Source organism: Psychrobacter pacificensis (assembly GCF_018336615.1).
In the GTDB taxonomy this organism is placed as follows: domain Bacteria; phylum Pseudomonadota; class Gammaproteobacteria; order Pseudomonadales; family Moraxellaceae; genus Psychrobacter; species Psychrobacter pacificensis.
The window spans coordinates 1960398-1979716 of record NZ_CP048752.1; the positions used below are offsets into that span (position 1 = coordinate 1960398).

The window sequence follows — 19319 nt, forward strand, 5'->3', positions numbered from 1 at the left end:
TTGTGCGCTGAAATGAGTATGATAAACCTCTATCGGATAATTTTGAAATATTATGAGCAGTCGCGAACAAAAAAAACTTCAAACTCGGCACGCTTTTTTTAATGCCGTACTCGATCTATGTATGACAGGGCAGTCTTTTAGCTCTATCAGTCTCAGACAAGTCACGCGTGAGGTTGGCGTTGTGCCGACTGCGTTTTATCGCCATTTTGATGATATGGAGTCGCTCGGTCGCGCCTTGGTCATCGAAGAGTTGGGTGGTACGCTCGCCACACTCAGCGATAGCCTACAAATTGGACGCAAGCGTAGCTTTGATCGTCAGATAGCCAAAAGCATTCAGTTGTTCTTATATATGGTCAGCGATCAGCCTTACTACTGGCAGTTTTTGGTCAGTGAGCGCTACGGTGGCTCAGAATCTGTGCGAAAAGCCATCAATGAACTGGTTAAAAAACATGCCCAAAGTTTGGCAGATGATCTGGCATTACAGCCAGCATTTACCCATATCAATGATTATGACCGTCGTCTATTGGCTGAGGCTGGCGTAAATATGTTCTTTTCTTGGATTATCGACTGGTTAGAATTGACCTACACTGAAGATCACGATGACGAAATCGATCTAAATGTCATCGAAGAAAATAAACAGTTGATGCTACATAACTGCACTCGCCAAGCGCAGATGTTGTTTTATGGAGCTTACAACTGGAAATCTAGTGAAGAGACCCGCTTGAGAGATTAATAAAAAGCGCACTACCATTCATCAAAAGCTAGGACGAAACGCCCATAGTCGCTGCGTGACTACTTTGACTTCCTTGGGCTTTCCGCTAATGACATCGCTACTGCTACCACTAGTGTCATTTGTGGCTTGACTGTCGTTCGCTGCGTTTTTGCCAATTAATACGGTAGCAAAGCGCTGTCTTGCCTGACCAACAGTTGCATTATCACTCGCGGTAATAAGCGCCATAAATGCTTGGCTATCAACTGCCAACAAAGGCGTCAATGCTGCCCGCTGCTTTTCATCTAAGCCACTCAAAATTGGCAGTTGCCATAGCTCATCGATAGACGTGAGCACTTGCTTACTGCGCGTGTCGACTATCCCTTGCATCTGCTGACTGGTGGCACCATCGATCAGTGCGGCAAGCAATGCGGGGCTCGCAGTATTAATATTGATAGGTAAATAATAAGGAACCGCCGTCAGATAAGGTCGTAGTGTCGCTAACACCTCTGCACTCACCCCTCGAACCTCTTGTAACTGATCAATGCTAACAAAAGGCTGGTTTGGTAGTGCGCCATCTACTGAACGGTTTAGTTGCTGAGAATATACCGCACTTTCATCACCGCCATCTAGATAGACTTCACTGTCCGTATCTTGCCAATCGAGGACGGCAATAGCAATATCTGGTTCTAAATTCAACTGTGTTAAGAGACGTTGGAACACTTCTAGCGCAGCAGTATCAACCGTGCCACCTTGATGTAAGTTATTGATATTAAAACGACCCGCCTCATCACGCAGCTCGATGCTGACACTATGATTCGCTAATGTGTACGGCAGTATCGGCTGTGCCCAGATATCTTGCTCACTATCGGTGTCGTTAAGCTTGCTATCAGCACGAATCATCGTCACTGCCAGCTGCTGACCGGCATCGATGTCTTGCAATAGCTGATTTTGATCAAACAATAATCCGCTGCGCCTAATCGCAACTTTTTGGCTAGCAAGCATCGCGCTTGCCACCACCGTGATACTCACCACCAATAGTAAGATAGTAAGCAGCGCCACACCGCGCTGAGAGTTTGCTTTCATTGTCATAGAGAGCTTATGTCGCTGAGCAAGTGATGCATGTTAAATACTACCTTCTCAATTACTGTGTCCCACACTGCTATTATCTGTATTACTACCGCTATTACTGTTGTTACTATCACTACCATTATTATTGTCGCTGCTATTATCATTACTATCGCTGCTATTAGCAGCCTTTGCGCTACTACGGGGTATTGGTTGTGGCGCTAGGGCCCACTGCCAAGTGATTGGTATCTCTTGATAAGTAAAGTTGACGGCAACCCCTTTGGGTAGCAAAACAACATCGGGGTTAGCACCCGCTGCTTGCCCCAATGCTATATTTGTATTGCTACTATTATTGACGTCATCGCTTGGAAATTTGGTGCTAAGCTCTGGCAAATAGGCTTGCCAACGCCCAGCAGTAACACCTTCTAATAACACACTGTCTAAACTGACGCTATCGCGTCCATCTTCAAGACTGGTATATTGACGACGTATCAGGCGCTCATCTGCAAAAATATATTCAATATGCTGGAGACTAGTGCTGCTTTGATAACGTGGATCAGGATCAGCAAAGCGTACAAAGCTGATATGTTCACCGTCCAAGCTCATAAATGGCTCAGGCGTATTGTCTTGAGCATTATTATTCGTATTGCCATTTATATCGCTACTCGCCGTCCCAGTATTTTGAGTATTAGGCGCTTGATACGGGATTATTTGTGCCATGTCTTGCTGTAATTGTAGATAGGCATACTGTAGTACGGCTAAATTATCCGCATGACGTTGTACGCGCTCGCGGGCGCGGTTGACACCATCAAATACTTGCCAGCCTGCCACTGCCAGCATGGCAAATATCGCCATGGCAACCATTAGCTCAAGGAGCGTGAATCCGCGCTGTAGTTTCATACTCACAAGCCGCCCCCTGCTTGTCCGATACTACTTTCACTACTTAAATCTAAACTGCCTGTATCTTGGTCGGCATTGCTTAGCATGACACTAATATCAGTGACCGACGTGCCTGCCTGTCCGTCTATGATAGGCGCCACTGCGATATTTACTTGTTTTAGTGCAGGTGTGATGGCATCACCGACAGTCATGACTATTTGCCAGTCACGCCCTTGAGCATTAATCGTTTGGGTACGGTTGGCGGTCAACCATGTGTCTTGAATACGCAAATCAGCAGCGGCATTTTGTGCGACAAAATGAGCAAGCGTGCGGGTGCGCAATATATCAACCGATTTCAAATACGCACTGCTAGCACGGCTCGCCGCGACGGCCACTACTGCCAGAATGGCTAAGGCAACCATTACCTCAATCAAGGTAAAACCACTCTCGCGCCCAGACTTAAGTGATATAGATTTGAGAGACGTAGGCTGAGCCTTCGTCGCCGAATATTTGGACAACTTATTCACTATAATCCCTGCCCTATCATCATACTACCATCGGGCATTATCGTAATCACCTCACCCACCAGACGCGAATCGTGAATTACTTCGATGTTGACAGGCGTCGCTTGGCCCGTACCAAACCATAGTACCTGCGGCACGCTTTGATCACTAAACCAAGGCTGTAGCGTTTGCGTCTGTCCTGTACTCGTTGAATTACTAGCATCCAAGCTCTGCACTCTGATACTCACGCCAGCGGGCAGCTCAGGCAAGCTAACCTCTGATTCAACCTCCCAGCTCGGTGTTGGCTGAGTCTCTCCAGTAGAGTCTGACAGACTGCTCAAATCAGCAGACAGCTCCATTGCGTTCTTTGGCTGGTTGTCCCTGTTACCTACTGAAATATCAGCCGTTTGATAGGCAATATAAGGATTCGATAAGGTAACGATTACAGGCGCTACCTGTCCCTGCTTATCTGCCTGCAAACGTAAGCCCATCGGCTGCATACGCTCAACTGATAGCAAACGGACGTAGCTCAGCGAATCAGTGAAGTGTTCATAAAAGGCGCGGTTTTTGCGAGAGTCACTACTGCCGACAGACAGACTCATCATGCCGGCAAATATAGATAGAATCACCACCACTACCACGATTTCAACCAGCGTAAAACCACTTTGCTTATGACTGCTTATTGATGAGGTATGTTGTGAGGGACATGCATTACTTGATAGAGAGAGACAACTACAATCAGACGATGTAGCTAAAATACCAAAGCGATTTGGACAAGGCGATTGACCGACGATGGCTAAAGGGCAATTGGCTGCTGAGCTGGACTGAGTCTTGACAGTGACCGGCATATTGCACCTATAAGCCTGTAATTCAGTTTTGTATATAGGGTGATAACGTTCATTTTTATGAACGCTAAGAAAGATACATTGAAAGATACATTTTGACGTGCTGCCATATCAGGTATGACAACACGTAACACTAAATAATCAATGACATCGAAAATCAGTCGACATTCTAATAATTGGTATTGCGATGCTCTTCTGATTCAGTATCGATCTGCTCGACCAACTCTTGCATATCCTCATCCATCACCTCTTCATCTTCGGCAGGATAATGACTCGGCAATTCTAGCATTTGCTGAACAAAGGCGTAGCGCAAGGTATCACGTCGACCCAAATAACGCTGATAAAAGCTTGAGTTTAGTAGACCCGCACCGCCTTGACCCATCGCCCAAATAGAAGATAAATAATCGCGAGTACTCAGACTACTATGCTCGTCTTTCAGATAAGCACTGATAATATCAATCAAGCGCTTCATACGCTGGCGACGAATATCATACAACTCGCCAAATAAGCGATTCAGACCAGTGACCGATGCTGCCAGACGCTCTTCGATTTGATTCAATAGCATGGCTTTTTGTGGATTAAATAGCTGCTGAAGAATCATGCGGGCAACGCCTGCCGAGGGACAGTCATCAATACGGTTGATATCAAATAGCTGCTCTTCGTAGCGGATAATAATACGCAGATAAAGCTCATCTTTGCTAGAAAAATGCTTATATAGCGTGCCTTTAGCCAAGTCGAGCTGATCTGCCAAACTGTCCAAAGTAATATCACCATCGCCTGACTCAAGTAGCAATTGCTCTGCCATCGCTAAGATATTTTCTTCTCGTGCCTTAAACTGATGCTGACGACTCATAATCTCTCCTAAAACATGACAAGATTAAGCATACAACCATCATTTACGGCAGTACATCGGCAATGAAAGTATGAGACTGTACCAAGACTGCTCGAGGACCACAAAAGGGAATATGCTTATGTTTGCTAAATAGTCATTGATAATCAGGTGGCTATATTTAGTGTGATACATACCTAAGGGGATTGAACCACAAGACTATCAAATAAATGACTGAGTGGTCATAGCATAACCATTTTAATGATACTGTGCCAGTAAATTTTCAAAGTTTTTTGCCGTCAGTGCACCGACTTCCTCGCTACTACATCCATACATGTCTGCGATACAGTTTGCCACGTAGGGAACATATGCAGGCTCGTTTGGTCTACCGCGTTTGGGGACTGGCGCCAAGTATGGACTGTCAGTTTCAATAAGTATTCTGTCTCTCGGCATTTTTTGAGCTGCATCCTTGATGTCTTGCGCGCTCTTAAAGCTCACGATACCTGAGAATGAGATATAAAACCCTAGATCTAGCGCACGCTTCGCCGTCTCCCAATCTTCAGTAAAACAATGAATGATGCCATGCTCCGCACCTTCACTTTTTAGAATATCAATCGTGTCTTCTTTGGCATCACGCATATGGATGACGAGTGGCTTTTTTAGTTGCTGACTGGCATGAATATGACGCGCAAGGCTGGCTTGCTGCGCTTTTTTGTTTTCTGTTGACCAGTAATAATCGAGTCCTGTCTCTCCAATTGCCCACACATGATCCGCTTTGGCCGTTTCTATCAGACGCTCGACTGTCGCTGATTGTAATATACCAATGTCTTCACAAGGATGAATACCGACGCTCATCCCTAGGTTTAAAGTCTCATCATTATAAGTGCTGACAATATCAGCAATCTCATCATATTCAGCAAAATCACACATGATCGCCATCGCGCGAGTGACATTAGCCGTTTTCATGGCGTCAATCGCGCCAGCCAGTTGGCCATCATATTTGGTTAGATCTAAGCGGTTAAGGTGGCAATGTGTATCTGTAAACATAAATAATCTCGTTATTGGAACAATATCAGTAAAAGTTATTGGAATTTAACATTCGTTAGTGTGTTGATTGCTCTAAAGACTTATATTTTCAAGTCGAGAAAATATCGCTATAGTCAAACACAGCAATATTTAGGTGTGGCTATTGTTGATAATCTGGTTTGTAAATACCTCATACTAATGTAGCGGCACCACACGCATCACCTCTTCTATCGTCGTCACCCCTTCACTCACGCGTTTTGCACCAGAGACACGTAAGGGTTGCACCCCTTCGCGGTATGCCTGTTGCTTAAGTACGTCTAAATTGGCATCGGCAGCGACCAATTTTTTTAACTCATTAGAGAGCGGCATAATCTCATAGAGTCCGACTCGTCCTTGATAGCCAGTATGTCGACAGTGCTCGCAGCCTTGCGCGGTATAAATCTGTGTGGGTACTGGCGCGCGCCAAGGCTGAACAAGCTCTTGCCACTGAATGGCTATTTCGCTGTCCGGCGTCACCTCTACTGCTTTTTTGCAGTGCGGACATAGCGTCCGTAACAGGCGCTGTGCCATGACCCCTAATATAGTCGCTGAGGTCAAAAAAGGCTGAATACCCAGATCGTGCAAGCGCGTAATAGAACTTGGTGCGTCATTGGTATGCAAGGTCGAGAGCACCAAATGCCCCGTCAGTGAGGCTTGTACTGCCATATTTGCTGTTTCTGCATCCCGTATCTCCCCAACCATAATGATGTCAGGATCCTGACGCATCAGGGAGCGAATACCATCCGCAAAGTACAAATCGACACCTGGATTGACCTGCATTTGGTTAAAGGCAGGCTCGATCATCTCAATGGGGTCTTCAATCGTACAAACATTCACCTGCTCAGTGGCTAGCTGCTTGAGCGTGCTATAAAGGGTGGTGGTTTTACCTGATCCGGTTGGGCCCGTGACCAAAATAATGCCGTTGGGATTTGCGGTCAGCTCATGCCACGTCTCAAGCTGCTTACCCGACAGACCAAGCTGCGCGAACGAGCGTACGAGCACTTCAGGGTCAAAGACTCGCATGACCAGCTTTTCACCAAAGGCAGTGGGCATGGTAGAGAGACGTAGCTCAGTCTCTAGCCCTTTCGGCGTACGCGTTTTTAGTCGACCATCTTGCGGCTTACGTTTTTCTGCAACGTTCAGACGCCCTAAGATTTTGATACGTGCCGTCACTGCCACGATAATCGCGAGTGGCATCTCGTACACAGTATGCAGCACGCCATCAATACGAAAACGCACTTTTCCTGTCTCACGGCGCGGCTCCAAATGGATATCACTGGCACGCTGCTCAAAAGCATATTGTAAGAGCCAATCAACGACTCTGACGATATGCTGGTCATTGGCATCAGGGTTGGTGTTGTCACCCAATTGCAGCAATGCTTCGACATTAGTAACATCAGCCGCAGCACGTTTGTGAACACTATTTGCCCCTGCTATTGCTTGCGTGACTTGATAGAACTCTTGGCGGTAGCGATTGATTTGCTCAGGATTGATATAGACCGTGCGATAGCTTTTTGACTTGATTAGCTTTTCGATATTTGAGTGCCAATCGGTATAAAAAGGTTGATCTGTCCCGATGACCACTTCATCTAAAGTGACCTCAATGGGCAAAATATACTGTGAGCGTGCATATTCAAAAGACATCAGCTGCGTCACTGCCGGGACGTCAACTTTTAATGGATCAATACGAACGAGTGGCATGTCTGCTTTGGCCGCTAGCCACTGATTTAGCCATGCCAGCGTCAACTTATTATCAGAGTTACCATCTAGGGCATGGCCATTGGGCAAGCCAAACTCACTAATCGTCAGCAATGGATGCTGCGCTTTGTTTCGGCGGCTGGTGATTACCAAATTATAGCCACGTTGATCGATGACTTTATCTGCCAATAATTCATCTAGGCACCAGCGTAAATCAATCACTATCGAATAATTCTGAGCAGCCATATTTTTCTTCTTTTATTGTTTGGGGTACGTTGACAAACATGCTATCGATTCATATCACTTATATTGCCACTACCGCTGTTATTTGCAACTGTCCTGAGTCTATCAGCCAAAAGCTCACATCAACAGACTTATAGCGCATGATAAATGAGGTTTTTTTCTCTCTGCGGCGGTATGCAGGCCTTGGATCTTGCGCAATTAGCGCTTTGATAGCATCGATATCAGAGATTAGCAATTGACTTTGTATGTGCTCGACCATCGAAGCAACTGTAGCACTTTTCGGCACACTCTTTATAGAGCTATGGCTTGCATCATTATTACTGACTTCAGCAGGCTCTGCTACGCTTGCTAGCAGCATAAATTGTTCGTAAGCCGCCTCTGTTATGACCACATCTAGCAATGTTGGCGCAATCGGTGCAAATCCACTTTTTGCATCTAGAAGCACGTCGCTATAAGCTACGTACGGCTTTATATCGATAATTGGCGTGCCATCTATCATATCAGCACCCTTGATGATAAGTAGTACGCGACCTTGTACTATCTCAATACGCTCAAGTTTGACAACGGACAGTCCCAGTTCTGATGGACGATACATACTGCGACTGGCAAATACGCCTATCTTTTGGTTGCCACCCAGTCTTGGTGGCCGCACTTGCGCTCGAAAGCCATTATTGGCTTGTTGATTGTCTTTATCTCGATAATTATGATGAAACTGCCAACTGATCCATATATGGCTAAAGTCTTCTAAACCCTCAAACGCGGCTGGCGTATCGTAGGGCGCTAGCATTTCAATGGCACTGATCAGCGCGACCAAATTCGGCTGACGCGGCGCCCCAAATTTTTGTGAAAGCGGCGCACGATGGTAGCCAATGATTGGGGCGTGGTGAGAGTTATCTAAAGACATATTGTCATCAGACATAGCGCGGCTCCAGTAATAAAAAACGGTTCTTTTTAGACAATTTGGCCAAATGATACAAAATTACTCACTAACGATATTCCATTTTATCATGCTGGTGGGTAGCAGCTAGACGGATTTTTACTTTAAAGTTTGATATCATGTGCAAGAAATTTTTTGATGAGAGTCTTTTACATTTGGCTTATCTGTAACTCCTCTTATCAATACTGATGATTTAACATGCAAGAAAAATAGTCTACAGCCCTATCGGCTGATAGATAAACCTGATTATTGAATTTTACGGTAGGTACGTTTTAACATTCAGCTTTTTCGATAACTATTAGAATACTGATAGGTTTTTATATTTTTTAATCTATCATTGAAAATTTTGATTTAATACGTATTTAAGCCTAACGACAGCGATAACCACTTATTAATTAACGAGGACTTTATGTCAAAACTTCGCACCGAAACGGTCACAGAGGTTCATCATTGGAATGACTCTCTATTTAGCATTAAAACCACTCGTGACGATGGCCTACGCTTTCGTAATGGCGAATTTGCGATGATTGGTCTTGTTGTCGATGGTAGACCACTGCTACGTGCTTACTCGATTGCTAGTCCTAACTACGAAGAGCATTTAGAGTTTTTCTCCATCAAAGTTCAAGACGGCCCTTTAACCTCACGTTTGCAGCACATCAAAGTCGGCGATGAGCTATTGGTCAGCAAAAAACCAACAGGTACGTTGGTATTAGATGATTTATTACCTGGCAAACATTTATACATGCTCTCAACAGGTACCGGACTTGCCCCTTTCTTGGCATTGGCACGTGACCCTGAAGTATATGATCGTTTTGACAAAGTTATTTTGGTTCATGGTGTCCGCCACGTTGATGATTTGGCTTATCGCGATATGTTCGAAAATGAGCTACCGAATGATGAAATCTTTGGTGAATGGTTCCGCGAAAAGTTCATCTACTACCCGACTGTCACTCGTGAAGAGTTTAGAAACCAAGGCCGAGTCACAGACTTGATGAAGTCTGGCAAATTATTCGAAGACATCGGTTTGCCTCCAATGAATAAAGACGACGACCGCGTCATGTTATGTGGCAGCATGCCATTCAACGCCGAAGTGTCAGCCATTCTAGATGATTTTGGTCTGACTGTATCACCGCGCATGGGTGTGCAAGCAGATTACGCAGTTGAACGTGCCTTTGTAGGATAAAAATGTTGAATTGATCGAAAATTATTTTAAATAAGTCTTGACGACCAAAAATAGGCTGCTATAATACGCAGCCTATACAGAGTTAACCCTGTAGCCCAATTCGATAATATTTATTTAATAGACATTATCTTCTAACATGCCAGTGTGATGGAATTGGTAGACATGACGGATTCAAAATCCGTTGCCTTTAAAAGCGTGTCGGTTCGAGTCCGACCACTGGTACCATATAGCAGTACAATCTAACCTCCCTTTTCGGAGGTTTTTTTGTGTCTGTTACTTTTATATCTGTGAATTCTTTGTTTACATCGCTACTTCAGATTCTCTAACAACACTTATCTTAATCGGTACGGCATAGCTCCATGGCATGCCAGCACTGCAATAAAAAGACCCATTACGAAACGACACAATATACGCGGTAAAGTCATTACCACAATGATCCATCATAGCTTGCTCGTCGCTGTCATCGCAAACTGCACACCATACTCGTTTTTCGCCGCGTGCTAGCATTGCCCGTGTTAAATCACTCCCTTTCAATTCGTTATTCATTTTCTGCTCCTTGGTCGTTCTGAACTCTCTAGCAACGATATTTTTTTAAAGAGCTAATCTACCAGTACTCAATGCACAAGTTTGGTATGAGCGCTACAAACAACGTCTTTTTACAGTACTAAAAATATATGAGGCGTTAACTACTCTTGTTACCGTACCTATTACTGTGAATACTTATAGTTTAAAACTTTAATCTGCCAACTATAATAGATGTCCATCAAATTTATGATGAATGGCAGCTCTATTAAGATAGACGGTTTATTAAAATAAAATAACTTACCAAACCTCTTAATAAAAGATGCTGATAGAAAACAACTGTTCGCTAACATTAGCATAAGGTTTATAAAGTTGTCTTGTTTGCTGTACATAACATTACAATATATTTAATTACCAATATATATCAATAGTTAAATATTATTGCGGTTTAGTCAAAAATTTACGGAAAAGCTACTTTGGTCTCTAACAATTGATAATAGAAAAAGCCATTAATTCAGGTAAAATATTGAATATGACAGACTCTATTCAATTGAACTCCCGTAAAATTATTCATATCGATATGGATGCTTTTTATGCCAGTGTGGAGCAGCGTGACTTTCCTGAACTACGTGGTAAGCCATTGGTGGTTGGTGGCGATCCTAATGGTCGAGGTGTGGTTGCCGCTGCCAGTTATGAGGTGCGTCAATTCGGTGTACGCTCTGCAATGTCATGCTATGAAGCTCGCAAACTTTGCCCAGAAGTGATATTTGTAAGACCGCGTTTCGAGGTTTATCGAGCGGTCAGTAGTGATATTCGCCGCATTATGCATAGTTTAACGCCCCATGTGGAGCCGCTATCATTAGATGAAGCGTATCTTGATGTCACAGGGTTATCTGTACACAAAGGCTCAGCGACATTGATGGCCAATTGGTTACGTGCGCAGATATTGGAATATACAGGATTGACTGCGTCTGCTGGCGTGTCATTTAATAAAATGCTCGCCAAGATTGCCTCTGACATCAATAAGCCTAACGGTACAGCCATCATCACGCCAAAAGAGGCAGATCACTTTATTAGCACGCTACCCATTGAGCGGTTTCATGGCATAGGCAAAGCAACGGCAAAGCGCTTACATGCGATGGGTGTAAGTAATGGCGCTGATCTTCGGCGTACACCAGCTGCCGTATTGGTACAAGAATTTGGTAAACGTGGTCAGTTTTATCATGATATTGCTCATGGCCGCGATGCGCGCCCTGTAAAGTCTGAACGCACGCACAAGTCTGTTGGTTCAGAGACCACATTCAAAAATAATCTAAATGATGATGACGCGCTACTCACCCAAATATATGAGCAAAACGCCGATGCCTTTAATCAAATGCACCAAAAGCAGTTAGTCGCTCATACCATTACTCTAAAAATCAAATATTCAGACTTTACTCAAATCACTCGCTCACACACGCTTTCTACGACGTTTGATAGCGCTGAGTCTGCACATTATTGGCTAGACAAGCTATTCTTGGATATTCCACGCCAGCTGCCTATTCGGCTAGTTGGTGTGACTTTTTCTTCGTTAGCACCTGCCGCTCAGTTACTGCCTCAACTAAATCTATTCGAGTAAATTAGTCTACAACTGATAAAAACTTCTTTGTAAGTTGACATAGCCTATAATATTTACTTAGGCTATTTATAGGTTTGAAGCATATCTTATACATGATTACTGCTGAGCAAAGTATCCTCTCACAAAGGTATTTCTGCTACAATTGTGCCAAAATCCCTATCCATTTAAAGACTGATTATGACCGACTCTCACATTGACTCTACTGATACTGACGCGCCAACTGATACCGACAAAAAAAACGACGTCTTAGATTATCTGAGCGTTGAAGATTATGACTATGAGCTGCCAGACAGTCTGATTGCACGCTACCCATTAGCGCAGCGCTCTGCTTCAAAACTTCTATACTTGCCAGCTCGTACTCAAATAAATGACACTCGTGTAGAAGATCGTTTGTTTTCTGAGTTGCCTCACTTATTAGAGGCTGGAGATCTGATTGTCTTTAATGATACCAAGGTGATGAAAGCACGCTTATTTGGTCAAAAGGATACTGGCGGTAAGCTTGAAGTACTGATTGAACGCCTAGTCGATATCTCGGACTTGGATGAAGTGCCACTGCATCTAAAAGACACCAATGATGAAGCAGTTAATCAAGAGCATATTGCCCTTTGCCATGTAAAAGCCAGCAAAGCGCTCAAGCTTGGTCAACGCTTACAACTTGCCGATGGTCATATGAGCGCTACGATGATTGGTCGCCAAGACAACTTATTCATTTTGGCGTTTGATGCGCCGATATTGCCGCATCTAGAGCTTTATGGTGAACTGCCTATCCCGCCCTACTTTGAGCGCCATGCTGATGACACTGACAACACTCGTTATCAAACCGTTTTTCATGATCCTGCCAAGCTCGCCAGCGTGGCTGCACCAACGGCAAGCTTACACTTCGATGAATCCGTACTGAGCAAGCTTGACGAGAAAGGTATCAATACCGCTTTTGTCACATTGCACGTTGGGGCGGGTACTTTTGCTCCCGTCAAAACAGATAACCTACTCAATCACACCATGCATAGTGAATACGCGCATTTGCCGCAGACCACGGCAAACCTCATCAATCAAACGCACGCGAATGGTAAAAAGGTTATTGCGATTGGTACCACAGTGACGCGTGTTCTCGAAACGGCTTATCAAAAAACTGCCATTGACGGTCAGGCACTCTCTAGTTGGTCAGGCGATACAGATATATTTATTTACCCTGGGTTCAAATTCGGCGTTATCGATCGGTTATTGACCAATTTCCACTTACCTAAATCGACACTACTAATGCTAGTATCAGCATTCGCAGGTAAGGCATCTATTGAACACGCCTATCAACATGCTATCGAAAAACAGTATCGATTCTTTAGTTATGGCGATGCCATGCTACTAGATAAAAAAGCTCAGTGAACACTACAAAGACACTTTGTGCATTGGACACAACAGTTGTGAAATAAACTGGTAAACTAAACGGTATTTTGTTATAACAGCAAAGACAACTTATTTATACTAAAGGGCTGCTCATGTCTTGTCATCTATCTCGTCGCTTGACTACTGTACATCGCGCGGTATCGATGGCACTATTTTGTTCTGTAGGGTCCGCCGTGTTAGTGCCGAGCGTACAAGCAGCAACCATTGGTAAGACGGTGGTCACTTCGGCCCAGCATGAGCCTTTAGTAGCGAGCATCGTCGTCAGTAACATTCAATCAGCTGACTTTTCTGCCAGTTTGGCAAACTCGACCATTTACCAGCAAATGGGGTTGACCTCGACTGACTCTATGAGGGTACGCTTTCAGCCTACTTCGGCGACCAGCGGTCAAGTTTTTATTACCACATCACAGCCTGTGTCTAAGCCTTTTGCTGATGTCGTTTTAGCGATTAATGATAATGGTCGGCAAAATATGGTACCAAAAACGCTACTGATGCCATTAAAAGATAGTGTACCTATCAATACTGGTAAGAATATCGCCACAGGTGCCAAGAAGCCAAATTTGCCTAGCGTTTCTGTAAGTAATGCCATGCCTTTGACGGTCAGAAAAGGCGCGCCGCCGCCACTGATGTCGGCCCCTGCTATATCCTCGCCCAAGTTATCAAAACCAAGCAAATCAGCGACTGAATTGTTGGCTTCTACATCACCAGCACCTAATATTCAGGCGCCAACAGTGACGGCTACCTCACAGGTCAACAGTCTTACTTATACACCTAGCCGTCTCAATAATGGTCGCTTAAACAGCAATGCTGACATAAAAAATAATACCGGTCATTCAACTGCTATCGGTAACAGCCAAAGCTCGGTGAACACTTCGGATAACAGTGCATTAAGTGTAGCAAGTAGTAGCGGTACCATGACAACTGATGATAAAGGCGGTACTGAGGCGCGCGCTCATAACAACGTAGTTGCGGCAGATAAGCCAAGTACTGACAAGCAGCTTGATATCCTAAACATACAAGTGACGCGCCAAATACAACCAAGCAGTAAAGCAGACTCTGACCTCATGGCAAGCTCACCTGTCAAAGCAACAACCACTAAAGCGAGAGATAACTCAAAAAGTGCAATCGACTCAGACAATCGTGTTATCGCCGCAGCTCAAGACAGCAATATACCTGCTAATATAGCATCACCTGTACCATCCAAAACTATGAATAATCCAAGTACAGCTAGCAATAAAGTAACGAGGAATGCAACAACTCAGTATCAGGTGCAACGCAATGATAGTTTGTGGATGATCGCGCAGCAGATCGCACGTGAAAACAACCTAGACACGTCGACTGTAATGAAACAAATTCAGTCACAGAACCCTGATGCTTTTATTAATCAAGATGCTGACCAACTAAAAGCAGATGCTAAGCTTCGCTTACCTAGCTACGATGTTATACCGTCACAGCAAAGCTTAGAAGCAGCCATTAGTGCTCAAAGACAATATAGCCGCCGAGCGAATACACCTGTGCCAAAAAAGCCAGCGCAAAAGACGTCTAAAAAACCAGCTGATGTCTCTCAAGCCGCAAGTGTCTCTACAAAACCAACCACTAAGACCCAGACACTACCGCAAGCACAGTTTTCTGTCCTTGCCCCTGGTCATGATGGTAATGCAGATGGCACTCAGGCGAAATCAGCGGCAGATAAAGGCAATGGTCTAAGCACCGATATATTAGCAGCGCTAAAAGCATCAAGACAAGAGACTGCCTCACAAGCTCAGCGCTTGTCAAAAACCAGCAGCGCGCTGGACAACTATACGAAAAAGCTTCAATTACAAAATCAAAAACTGGCTGAGCTACAAGCTCGTCTCAAAAAACTACGCAATCAATAATTGCCTAACGGATCAACGCACGATGCTGTGATCTTAGGAGTAGGAATAACTATGGACAATATGCTATATATCATCGCTGGATTGGTGCTTATCCTGTTAGTCGCTGTTTTTTTATTGCGCAAAAATAAAGCACAAAACCAAAGTGTACAACCACCTGCAAGCTCAGTAAAAAATACCGCTGCACCAGCATCAAAAACGGATTATGGCACTGCTGCCCAAACCAATCAAAATGATAGCAATAAGTTCGATCATATTACGATTGCCCAGCGTTTCATGGATCAACAGCGCTACGACAAAGCCATTGAAACGATCAATCGTGGACTAAACGAAAAGCCTAATGACAGTCAGTTATCTATTAAGCTATTGAGCATATACGCTACGCTAGATCAGCCAGAAAACTTTCATGATGTCTATAACCGCATTAAAATGCATAACGATGCCAAAACCATTACGCTTGCTGATGAATTAAAAGATTTATACATTGGAGAGCAAAGCCCAGTAGCCGCACCAGAAGTGGTAACAGACGAGGCAACAACAGAAAACAATCAAGATGGTTTTGATAGTCTAGATTTCGATTTATCTACTACTAATCAAGCCGATGATACCGCTAACATATCTGATCGTCCTGTTATTGAAGATAATAACGATTTAGTAATAGACAAACCTATCGATAGCCCAGTGTTTTCAGGTGAGCCTACTGAAAACGTAGACGATAGCTTTGATCTGACGCTCAGTGACTTAGAAGATGATTTCAATGAGTCAAATGCTACTGATGAGACTCCTGTTACATCATTGGCCACGGATGATGATAGCCTTTATATTTCTACAAGCGACCATACTAATACCATCGAAAATAACGAGGCCAAGAATGATGAGGTCATAGAAGACAACGACCTTAGTGACTTTGAGTTCGATTTTGAATCACCTGCAGAAAACACTTTAATTGAAAATTCTGACGTATCAGATGTTCAAGACAGTGAAAGCGAAGCATTAGTATTAGAAGACGACTTCATCTTAGATTTTGATGATTTAGCAGCCGATGCAGATAAAGATGCTTCTGTTAATAAAAATGAAGAAGAAGCTTCTAGCAATGCTGTCCAAAACATTGAAGATGACTTTACTTTATCTTTAGACGATCTGGACGAATCAGACGATATTGATGCCGTTAACACTTTCGCGATTAATGAGCCATCTACTACTGACGTAAGTAACGATATTGATGGCTTTGTTTTGGAAGATATTGACTTTGAAAACGCTGATAATGACAGTAGTACTCTCGAAGATGATAGCGTTGCAAACTTAAGTTTTGAAGAACAACTGATCAACGATGACACCGACATTGATGCTTTTGAAGCATCAGATACTACGCCAGTTACGTCGTTAAGATTTGATGATGACACGCCTATAGCTGATGACTTCGATATCATAGAAACTGACTCTTTATTAGATTCTTCCGTAGCGACTCCCCCAGCCTCTACCGTTGCACCAGCAGAACCTGAAACAGATATCAGTCATGAAGCGGTTGAATCAGCAGAAGATTTTTCATCGCGCTTTGCCGCAGATTTTGACTTTGTAAAATCATTAGATAGCAATCAAGTGACGCTAGATTTAGCCAATCAGTATTTACAATTAGGCGAATATGACAGTGCCAAACGTTTGCTTAATGAAGTGATCGCTCAGGGTAATAGTGAGCAGAAACAACAAGCACAACTATTACTTGAGCGCACAGCATAATCAGTCGTTTAGATGCCTATCAGCAAGTATCTCTTATTATCGGAGGCTTGCTGATTTTTTGCATTTAATTCTGATACTATCTATTACTGACCTCTCAACCTGTCACTAATAAACGCTCTGGCGCTTCTTTTTTCATAATTGTTTACTGTGTTGATACTATGCCATCTTCTTTTATGACCAAAACTATGTCTGACCCCATTCAATTAATCTATGCTGGTGGTACCTTTGGTAGCTATGGCAAACCTCTAGCGCCGCTATCGGCAGATATCTTTTTACCTACGCTACAAAAACTATTGGCTGAGCAAGGCAATACGACTGGTTCACCAGAAATTTCATGGCTAGACAACACGCTGATCAAAGACAGTAGCCAGCTTACGCCAGTTGATTTTGTACATTTTTATCAGCTATTACTGAATGCTTATAATCAAGGTAATAAACGCTTTGTCCTGATTAGTGGCACTGACACGTTGAGTTATTTAGGTGCATTTTTAGCAGAAGCGTTTGCCGGTAGCGATATTTGTATTGTGGTCACTGGAAGTATGCGGCCGTTATTAGATAGTGAAGTGATTCACTCCTACGATATCGATGCTCATAGCGACGCTTGGGGCAACCTTAACGACTCATTGAAGCTAGCTGCGGCTGGTGAATCAGGTGTCAAGATCAGCTTTGGCGGTGAATCGTGGCCTGCACAAACGGTGCAAAAAATTCACAGTCATGACCTTATGGCATTTACTGGTCACTCTCGAGCAGCGTATCCAGCCAACAGTTATATAAAAAATCTCTCAGATACCCGTAGGCAGCATTGGCTTGATGATCAGCAAGACTTACTACCCAATATCAAAGCAAGTGCTGATCAGGCCAAAATCCATGCTTTATACTGCTTACCTAATGATGTTCAGGTGCTCAATGATCAACTACAAGCGTTATTATCACAGCCGTCTTGTGGCATTATCCTATTAGGATTTGGCGCGGGGAATATTCCCTATTCGACTGCACTAGCAAAGACGCTTGATTTGGTTCACGAGCATGGACACATGGTGATATCTGCCAGTCAATGTCCGTTTGGCGGTGTGAGCGACAGCTACGCGGCAGGCAGTTGGCAATATGACTACCACGTTATTGCTGGTGGACGCTTAACCATCCCTGCTATTTATGCACGGTTGTTATGGTTGCTACTGCGCTATGACAGTCCAGCAAGGCGCCGACAGCGCTGGTTGAATAATGTCAGTCAGCCTGGCACAAGCATCAAAAAGCGATAAATGCTCCTTAATTAATTCCGACTTTATAAGCTTAGAAACCAAAATGTCTAAGATTGAAACTATCGAACCTGAACGTTCACCAACCTATACTTTGGCGATTGCGATTGAGTTTTTGGGTACGCACTATCATGGTTGGCAGCGGCAACGAGAAGTGCTGGGTGTACAAGAAGCACTAGAAACCGCTATCGGCAAGGTCGCCAATGAATCCGTCGAAGTCATCGCCGCTGGACGTACTGATGCCAGTGTCCATGCCAGCAATATGATTGCTCATTTTACCACGCATGCGTATCGCCCTACTCATAACTGGTTACGCGGTGTCAATAGCCTACTGCCTGACGATATTGCTTTGCGCTGGATTCAACCGATGCCAGCTGACTTCCATGCGCGTTTTGGTGCGATTGCTCGTCGTTATCGTTATATCACCCTTAATCAAGCGCAGCGCCCTGCGATACTCAATCATCAGGTTACCCATATCTATGAGCCTTTAGACCTAGCAGCGATGCAAAAGGCAGCTGCCGATATCGTTGGTACTCACAATTTTAGCAGCTACCGTGCGGCAGCCTGTCAATCCAATCAGCCAGTACGTACCGTCAGTCATGCCGACCTTTTCGCTCATGGTCAGTTTATAGTGTTCGATATACAGGCAGATGGATTTTTGCATCACATGGTTCGTAACTTGATGGGTACGCTATACGCGATTGGCAGACATGAGTTAGAGCCAGCAGACTTTTTAAACATTTTGAGCAAAGAGGATCGAACAATTGCGCCGCCTACGGCCTCAGGGGATGGCTTGTATTTCATCAATGCCTATTATCCTGAGCATTTCCAGCGACTATTGCCGCAGGCACCCCTCACACCGATTTGGTTAAACTTACCTGACTAAATTAGCATACATATCACTTACATGCTGTCAAGTCAAAACCAGGTTCTGTATTGCTTTAATCCGCTA

General features: G+C 44.0%; 17 protein-coding genes and 1 tRNA gene. 9 read left to right on the forward strand and 9 right to left on the reverse strand.

The annotated features are described in order from the left end of the window. The first annotated feature begins 52 nt into the window (after nucleotides 1-52). The gene (locus GYK50_RS08245; protein WP_058023818.1) at nucleotides 53-733 is read left to right on the forward strand and encodes a TetR family transcriptional regulator; all 681 of its coding nucleotides are present in this window, start codon (nucleotides 53-55) and stop codon (nucleotides 731-733) included. A 21-nt stretch (nucleotides 734-754) separates the two neighbouring features. On the opposite strand, the gene gspK is transcribed toward GYK50_RS08245, so the two are convergent. The 8 genes from gspK to tsaA all read right to left on the reverse strand — a co-directional run bounded on the left by gspK (nucleotide 755) and on the right by tsaA (nucleotide 8758). Continuing rightward, nucleotides 755-1801 carry a type II secretion system minor pseudopilin GspK gene (gspK, locus tag GYK50_RS08250; RefSeq protein WP_420070450.1) on the reverse strand — a complete coding sequence of 349 codons (1047 nt, stop codon included), beginning with the start codon at nucleotides 1799-1801 and terminating at the stop codon, nucleotides 755-757. 48 nt (nucleotides 1802-1849) lie between these two features. Then, nucleotides 1850-2677, reverse strand: coding sequence for a type II secretion system minor pseudopilin GspJ (gene gspJ / locus GYK50_RS08255; protein ID WP_071001303.1), 828 nt, complete (start codon nucleotides 2675-2677; stop codon nucleotides 1850-1852). A 2-nt stretch (nucleotides 2678-2679) separates the two neighbouring features. After that, on the reverse strand, nucleotides 2680-3183 hold the full coding sequence (gene gspI, locus GYK50_RS08260) for a type II secretion system minor pseudopilin GspI (protein WP_227517161.1): 504 nt from the start codon (nucleotides 3181-3183) through the stop codon (nucleotides 2680-2682). After that, on the reverse strand, nucleotides 3183-4007 hold the full coding sequence (locus GYK50_RS08265) for a prepilin-type N-terminal cleavage/methylation domain-containing protein (RefSeq protein ID WP_083328789.1): 825 nt from the start codon (nucleotides 4005-4007) through the stop codon (nucleotides 3183-3185). The genes gspI and GYK50_RS08265 overlap by 1 nt, the downstream gene beginning before the upstream one ends. Before the next feature lie 166 nt (nucleotides 4008-4173). After that, nucleotides 4174-4857, reverse strand: a complete 684-nt coding sequence (locus GYK50_RS08270; protein ID WP_071001302.1) for a TetR/AcrR family transcriptional regulator — start codon at nucleotides 4855-4857, stop codon at nucleotides 4174-4176. Nucleotides 4858-5091: 234 nt separating this feature from the next. Next, nucleotides 5092-5880 (reverse strand): TatD family hydrolase, encoded by a 789-nt coding sequence (locus GYK50_RS08275; RefSeq protein ID WP_071001301.1) that lies wholly within the window; start codon nucleotides 5878-5880, stop codon nucleotides 5092-5094. 174 nt (nucleotides 5881-6054) lie between these two features. After that, nucleotides 6055-7842 carry a type IV pilus assembly ATPase TfpB gene (tfpB, locus tag GYK50_RS08280; RefSeq protein WP_071001300.1) on the reverse strand — a complete coding sequence of 596 codons (1788 nt, stop codon included), beginning with the start codon at nucleotides 7840-7842 and terminating at the stop codon, nucleotides 6055-6057. 58 nt (nucleotides 7843-7900) lie between these two features. Next, a complete protein-coding gene (tsaA, locus tag GYK50_RS08285) occupies nucleotides 7901-8758 on the reverse strand; it encodes a tRNA (N6-threonylcarbamoyladenosine(37)-N6)-methyltransferase TrmO (RefSeq protein ID WP_071001299.1) in 858 nt (285 codons plus the stop codon). Nucleotides 8759-9185: 427 nt separating this feature from the next. Here tsaA and GYK50_RS08290 point away from each other — a divergent pair, with 427 nt between their 5' ends. Further along, the gene (locus GYK50_RS08290; protein WP_071001298.1) at nucleotides 9186-9959 is read left to right on the forward strand and encodes a ferredoxin--NADP reductase; all 774 of its coding nucleotides are present in this window, start codon (nucleotides 9186-9188) and stop codon (nucleotides 9957-9959) included. A 138-nt stretch (nucleotides 9960-10097) separates the two neighbouring features. Beyond that, nucleotides 10098-10184: transfer RNA gene (locus GYK50_RS08295), tRNA-Leu, on the forward strand. Between the two features lie 75 nt (nucleotides 10185-10259). On the opposite strand, the gene GYK50_RS08300 is transcribed toward GYK50_RS08295, so the two are convergent. Then, nucleotides 10260-10505 (reverse strand): hypothetical protein, encoded by a 246-nt coding sequence (locus GYK50_RS08300; RefSeq protein ID WP_071001297.1) that lies wholly within the window; start codon nucleotides 10503-10505, stop codon nucleotides 10260-10262. 508 nt (nucleotides 10506-11013) lie between these two features. On the opposite strand from GYK50_RS08300, the gene dinB reads away from it, so the two are divergent. The 6 genes from dinB to truA all read left to right on the forward strand — a co-directional run bounded on the left by dinB (nucleotide 11014) and on the right by truA (nucleotide 19253). Then, the gene (gene dinB, locus GYK50_RS08305) at nucleotides 11014-12099 is read left to right on the forward strand and encodes a DNA polymerase IV (protein WP_071001296.1); all 1086 of its coding nucleotides are present in this window, start codon (nucleotides 11014-11016) and stop codon (nucleotides 12097-12099) included. A 177-nt stretch (nucleotides 12100-12276) separates the two neighbouring features. Then, entirely contained in the window at nucleotides 12277-13479 is a 1203-nt protein-coding gene (gene queA / locus GYK50_RS08310; protein WP_071001295.1) for a tRNA preQ1(34) S-adenosylmethionine ribosyltransferase-isomerase QueA, read from the forward strand. Between the two features lie 113 nt (nucleotides 13480-13592). Further along, nucleotides 13593-15377 carry a FimV/HubP-related protein gene (locus tag GYK50_RS08315; RefSeq protein ID WP_212563664.1) on the forward strand — a complete coding sequence of 595 codons (1785 nt, stop codon included), beginning with the start codon at nucleotides 13593-13595 and terminating at the stop codon, nucleotides 15375-15377. Nucleotides 15378-15428: 51 nt separating this feature from the next. After that, nucleotides 15429-17111 (forward strand): FimV/HubP family polar landmark protein, encoded by a 1683-nt coding sequence (locus tag GYK50_RS08320; RefSeq protein ID WP_071001293.1) that lies wholly within the window; start codon nucleotides 15429-15431, stop codon nucleotides 17109-17111. A gap of 173 nt (nucleotides 17112-17284) precedes the next feature. Beyond that, complete coding sequence (locus GYK50_RS08325) at nucleotides 17285-18370, forward strand: asparaginase (protein ID WP_071001292.1); 1086 nt, start codon at nucleotides 17285-17287, stop codon at nucleotides 18368-18370. 43 nt (nucleotides 18371-18413) lie between these two features. Next, complete coding sequence (gene truA / locus GYK50_RS08330; RefSeq protein WP_071003569.1) at nucleotides 18414-19253, forward strand: tRNA pseudouridine(38-40) synthase TruA; 840 nt, start codon at nucleotides 18414-18416, stop codon at nucleotides 19251-19253. Nucleotides 19254-19319 lie beyond the last annotated feature (66 nt).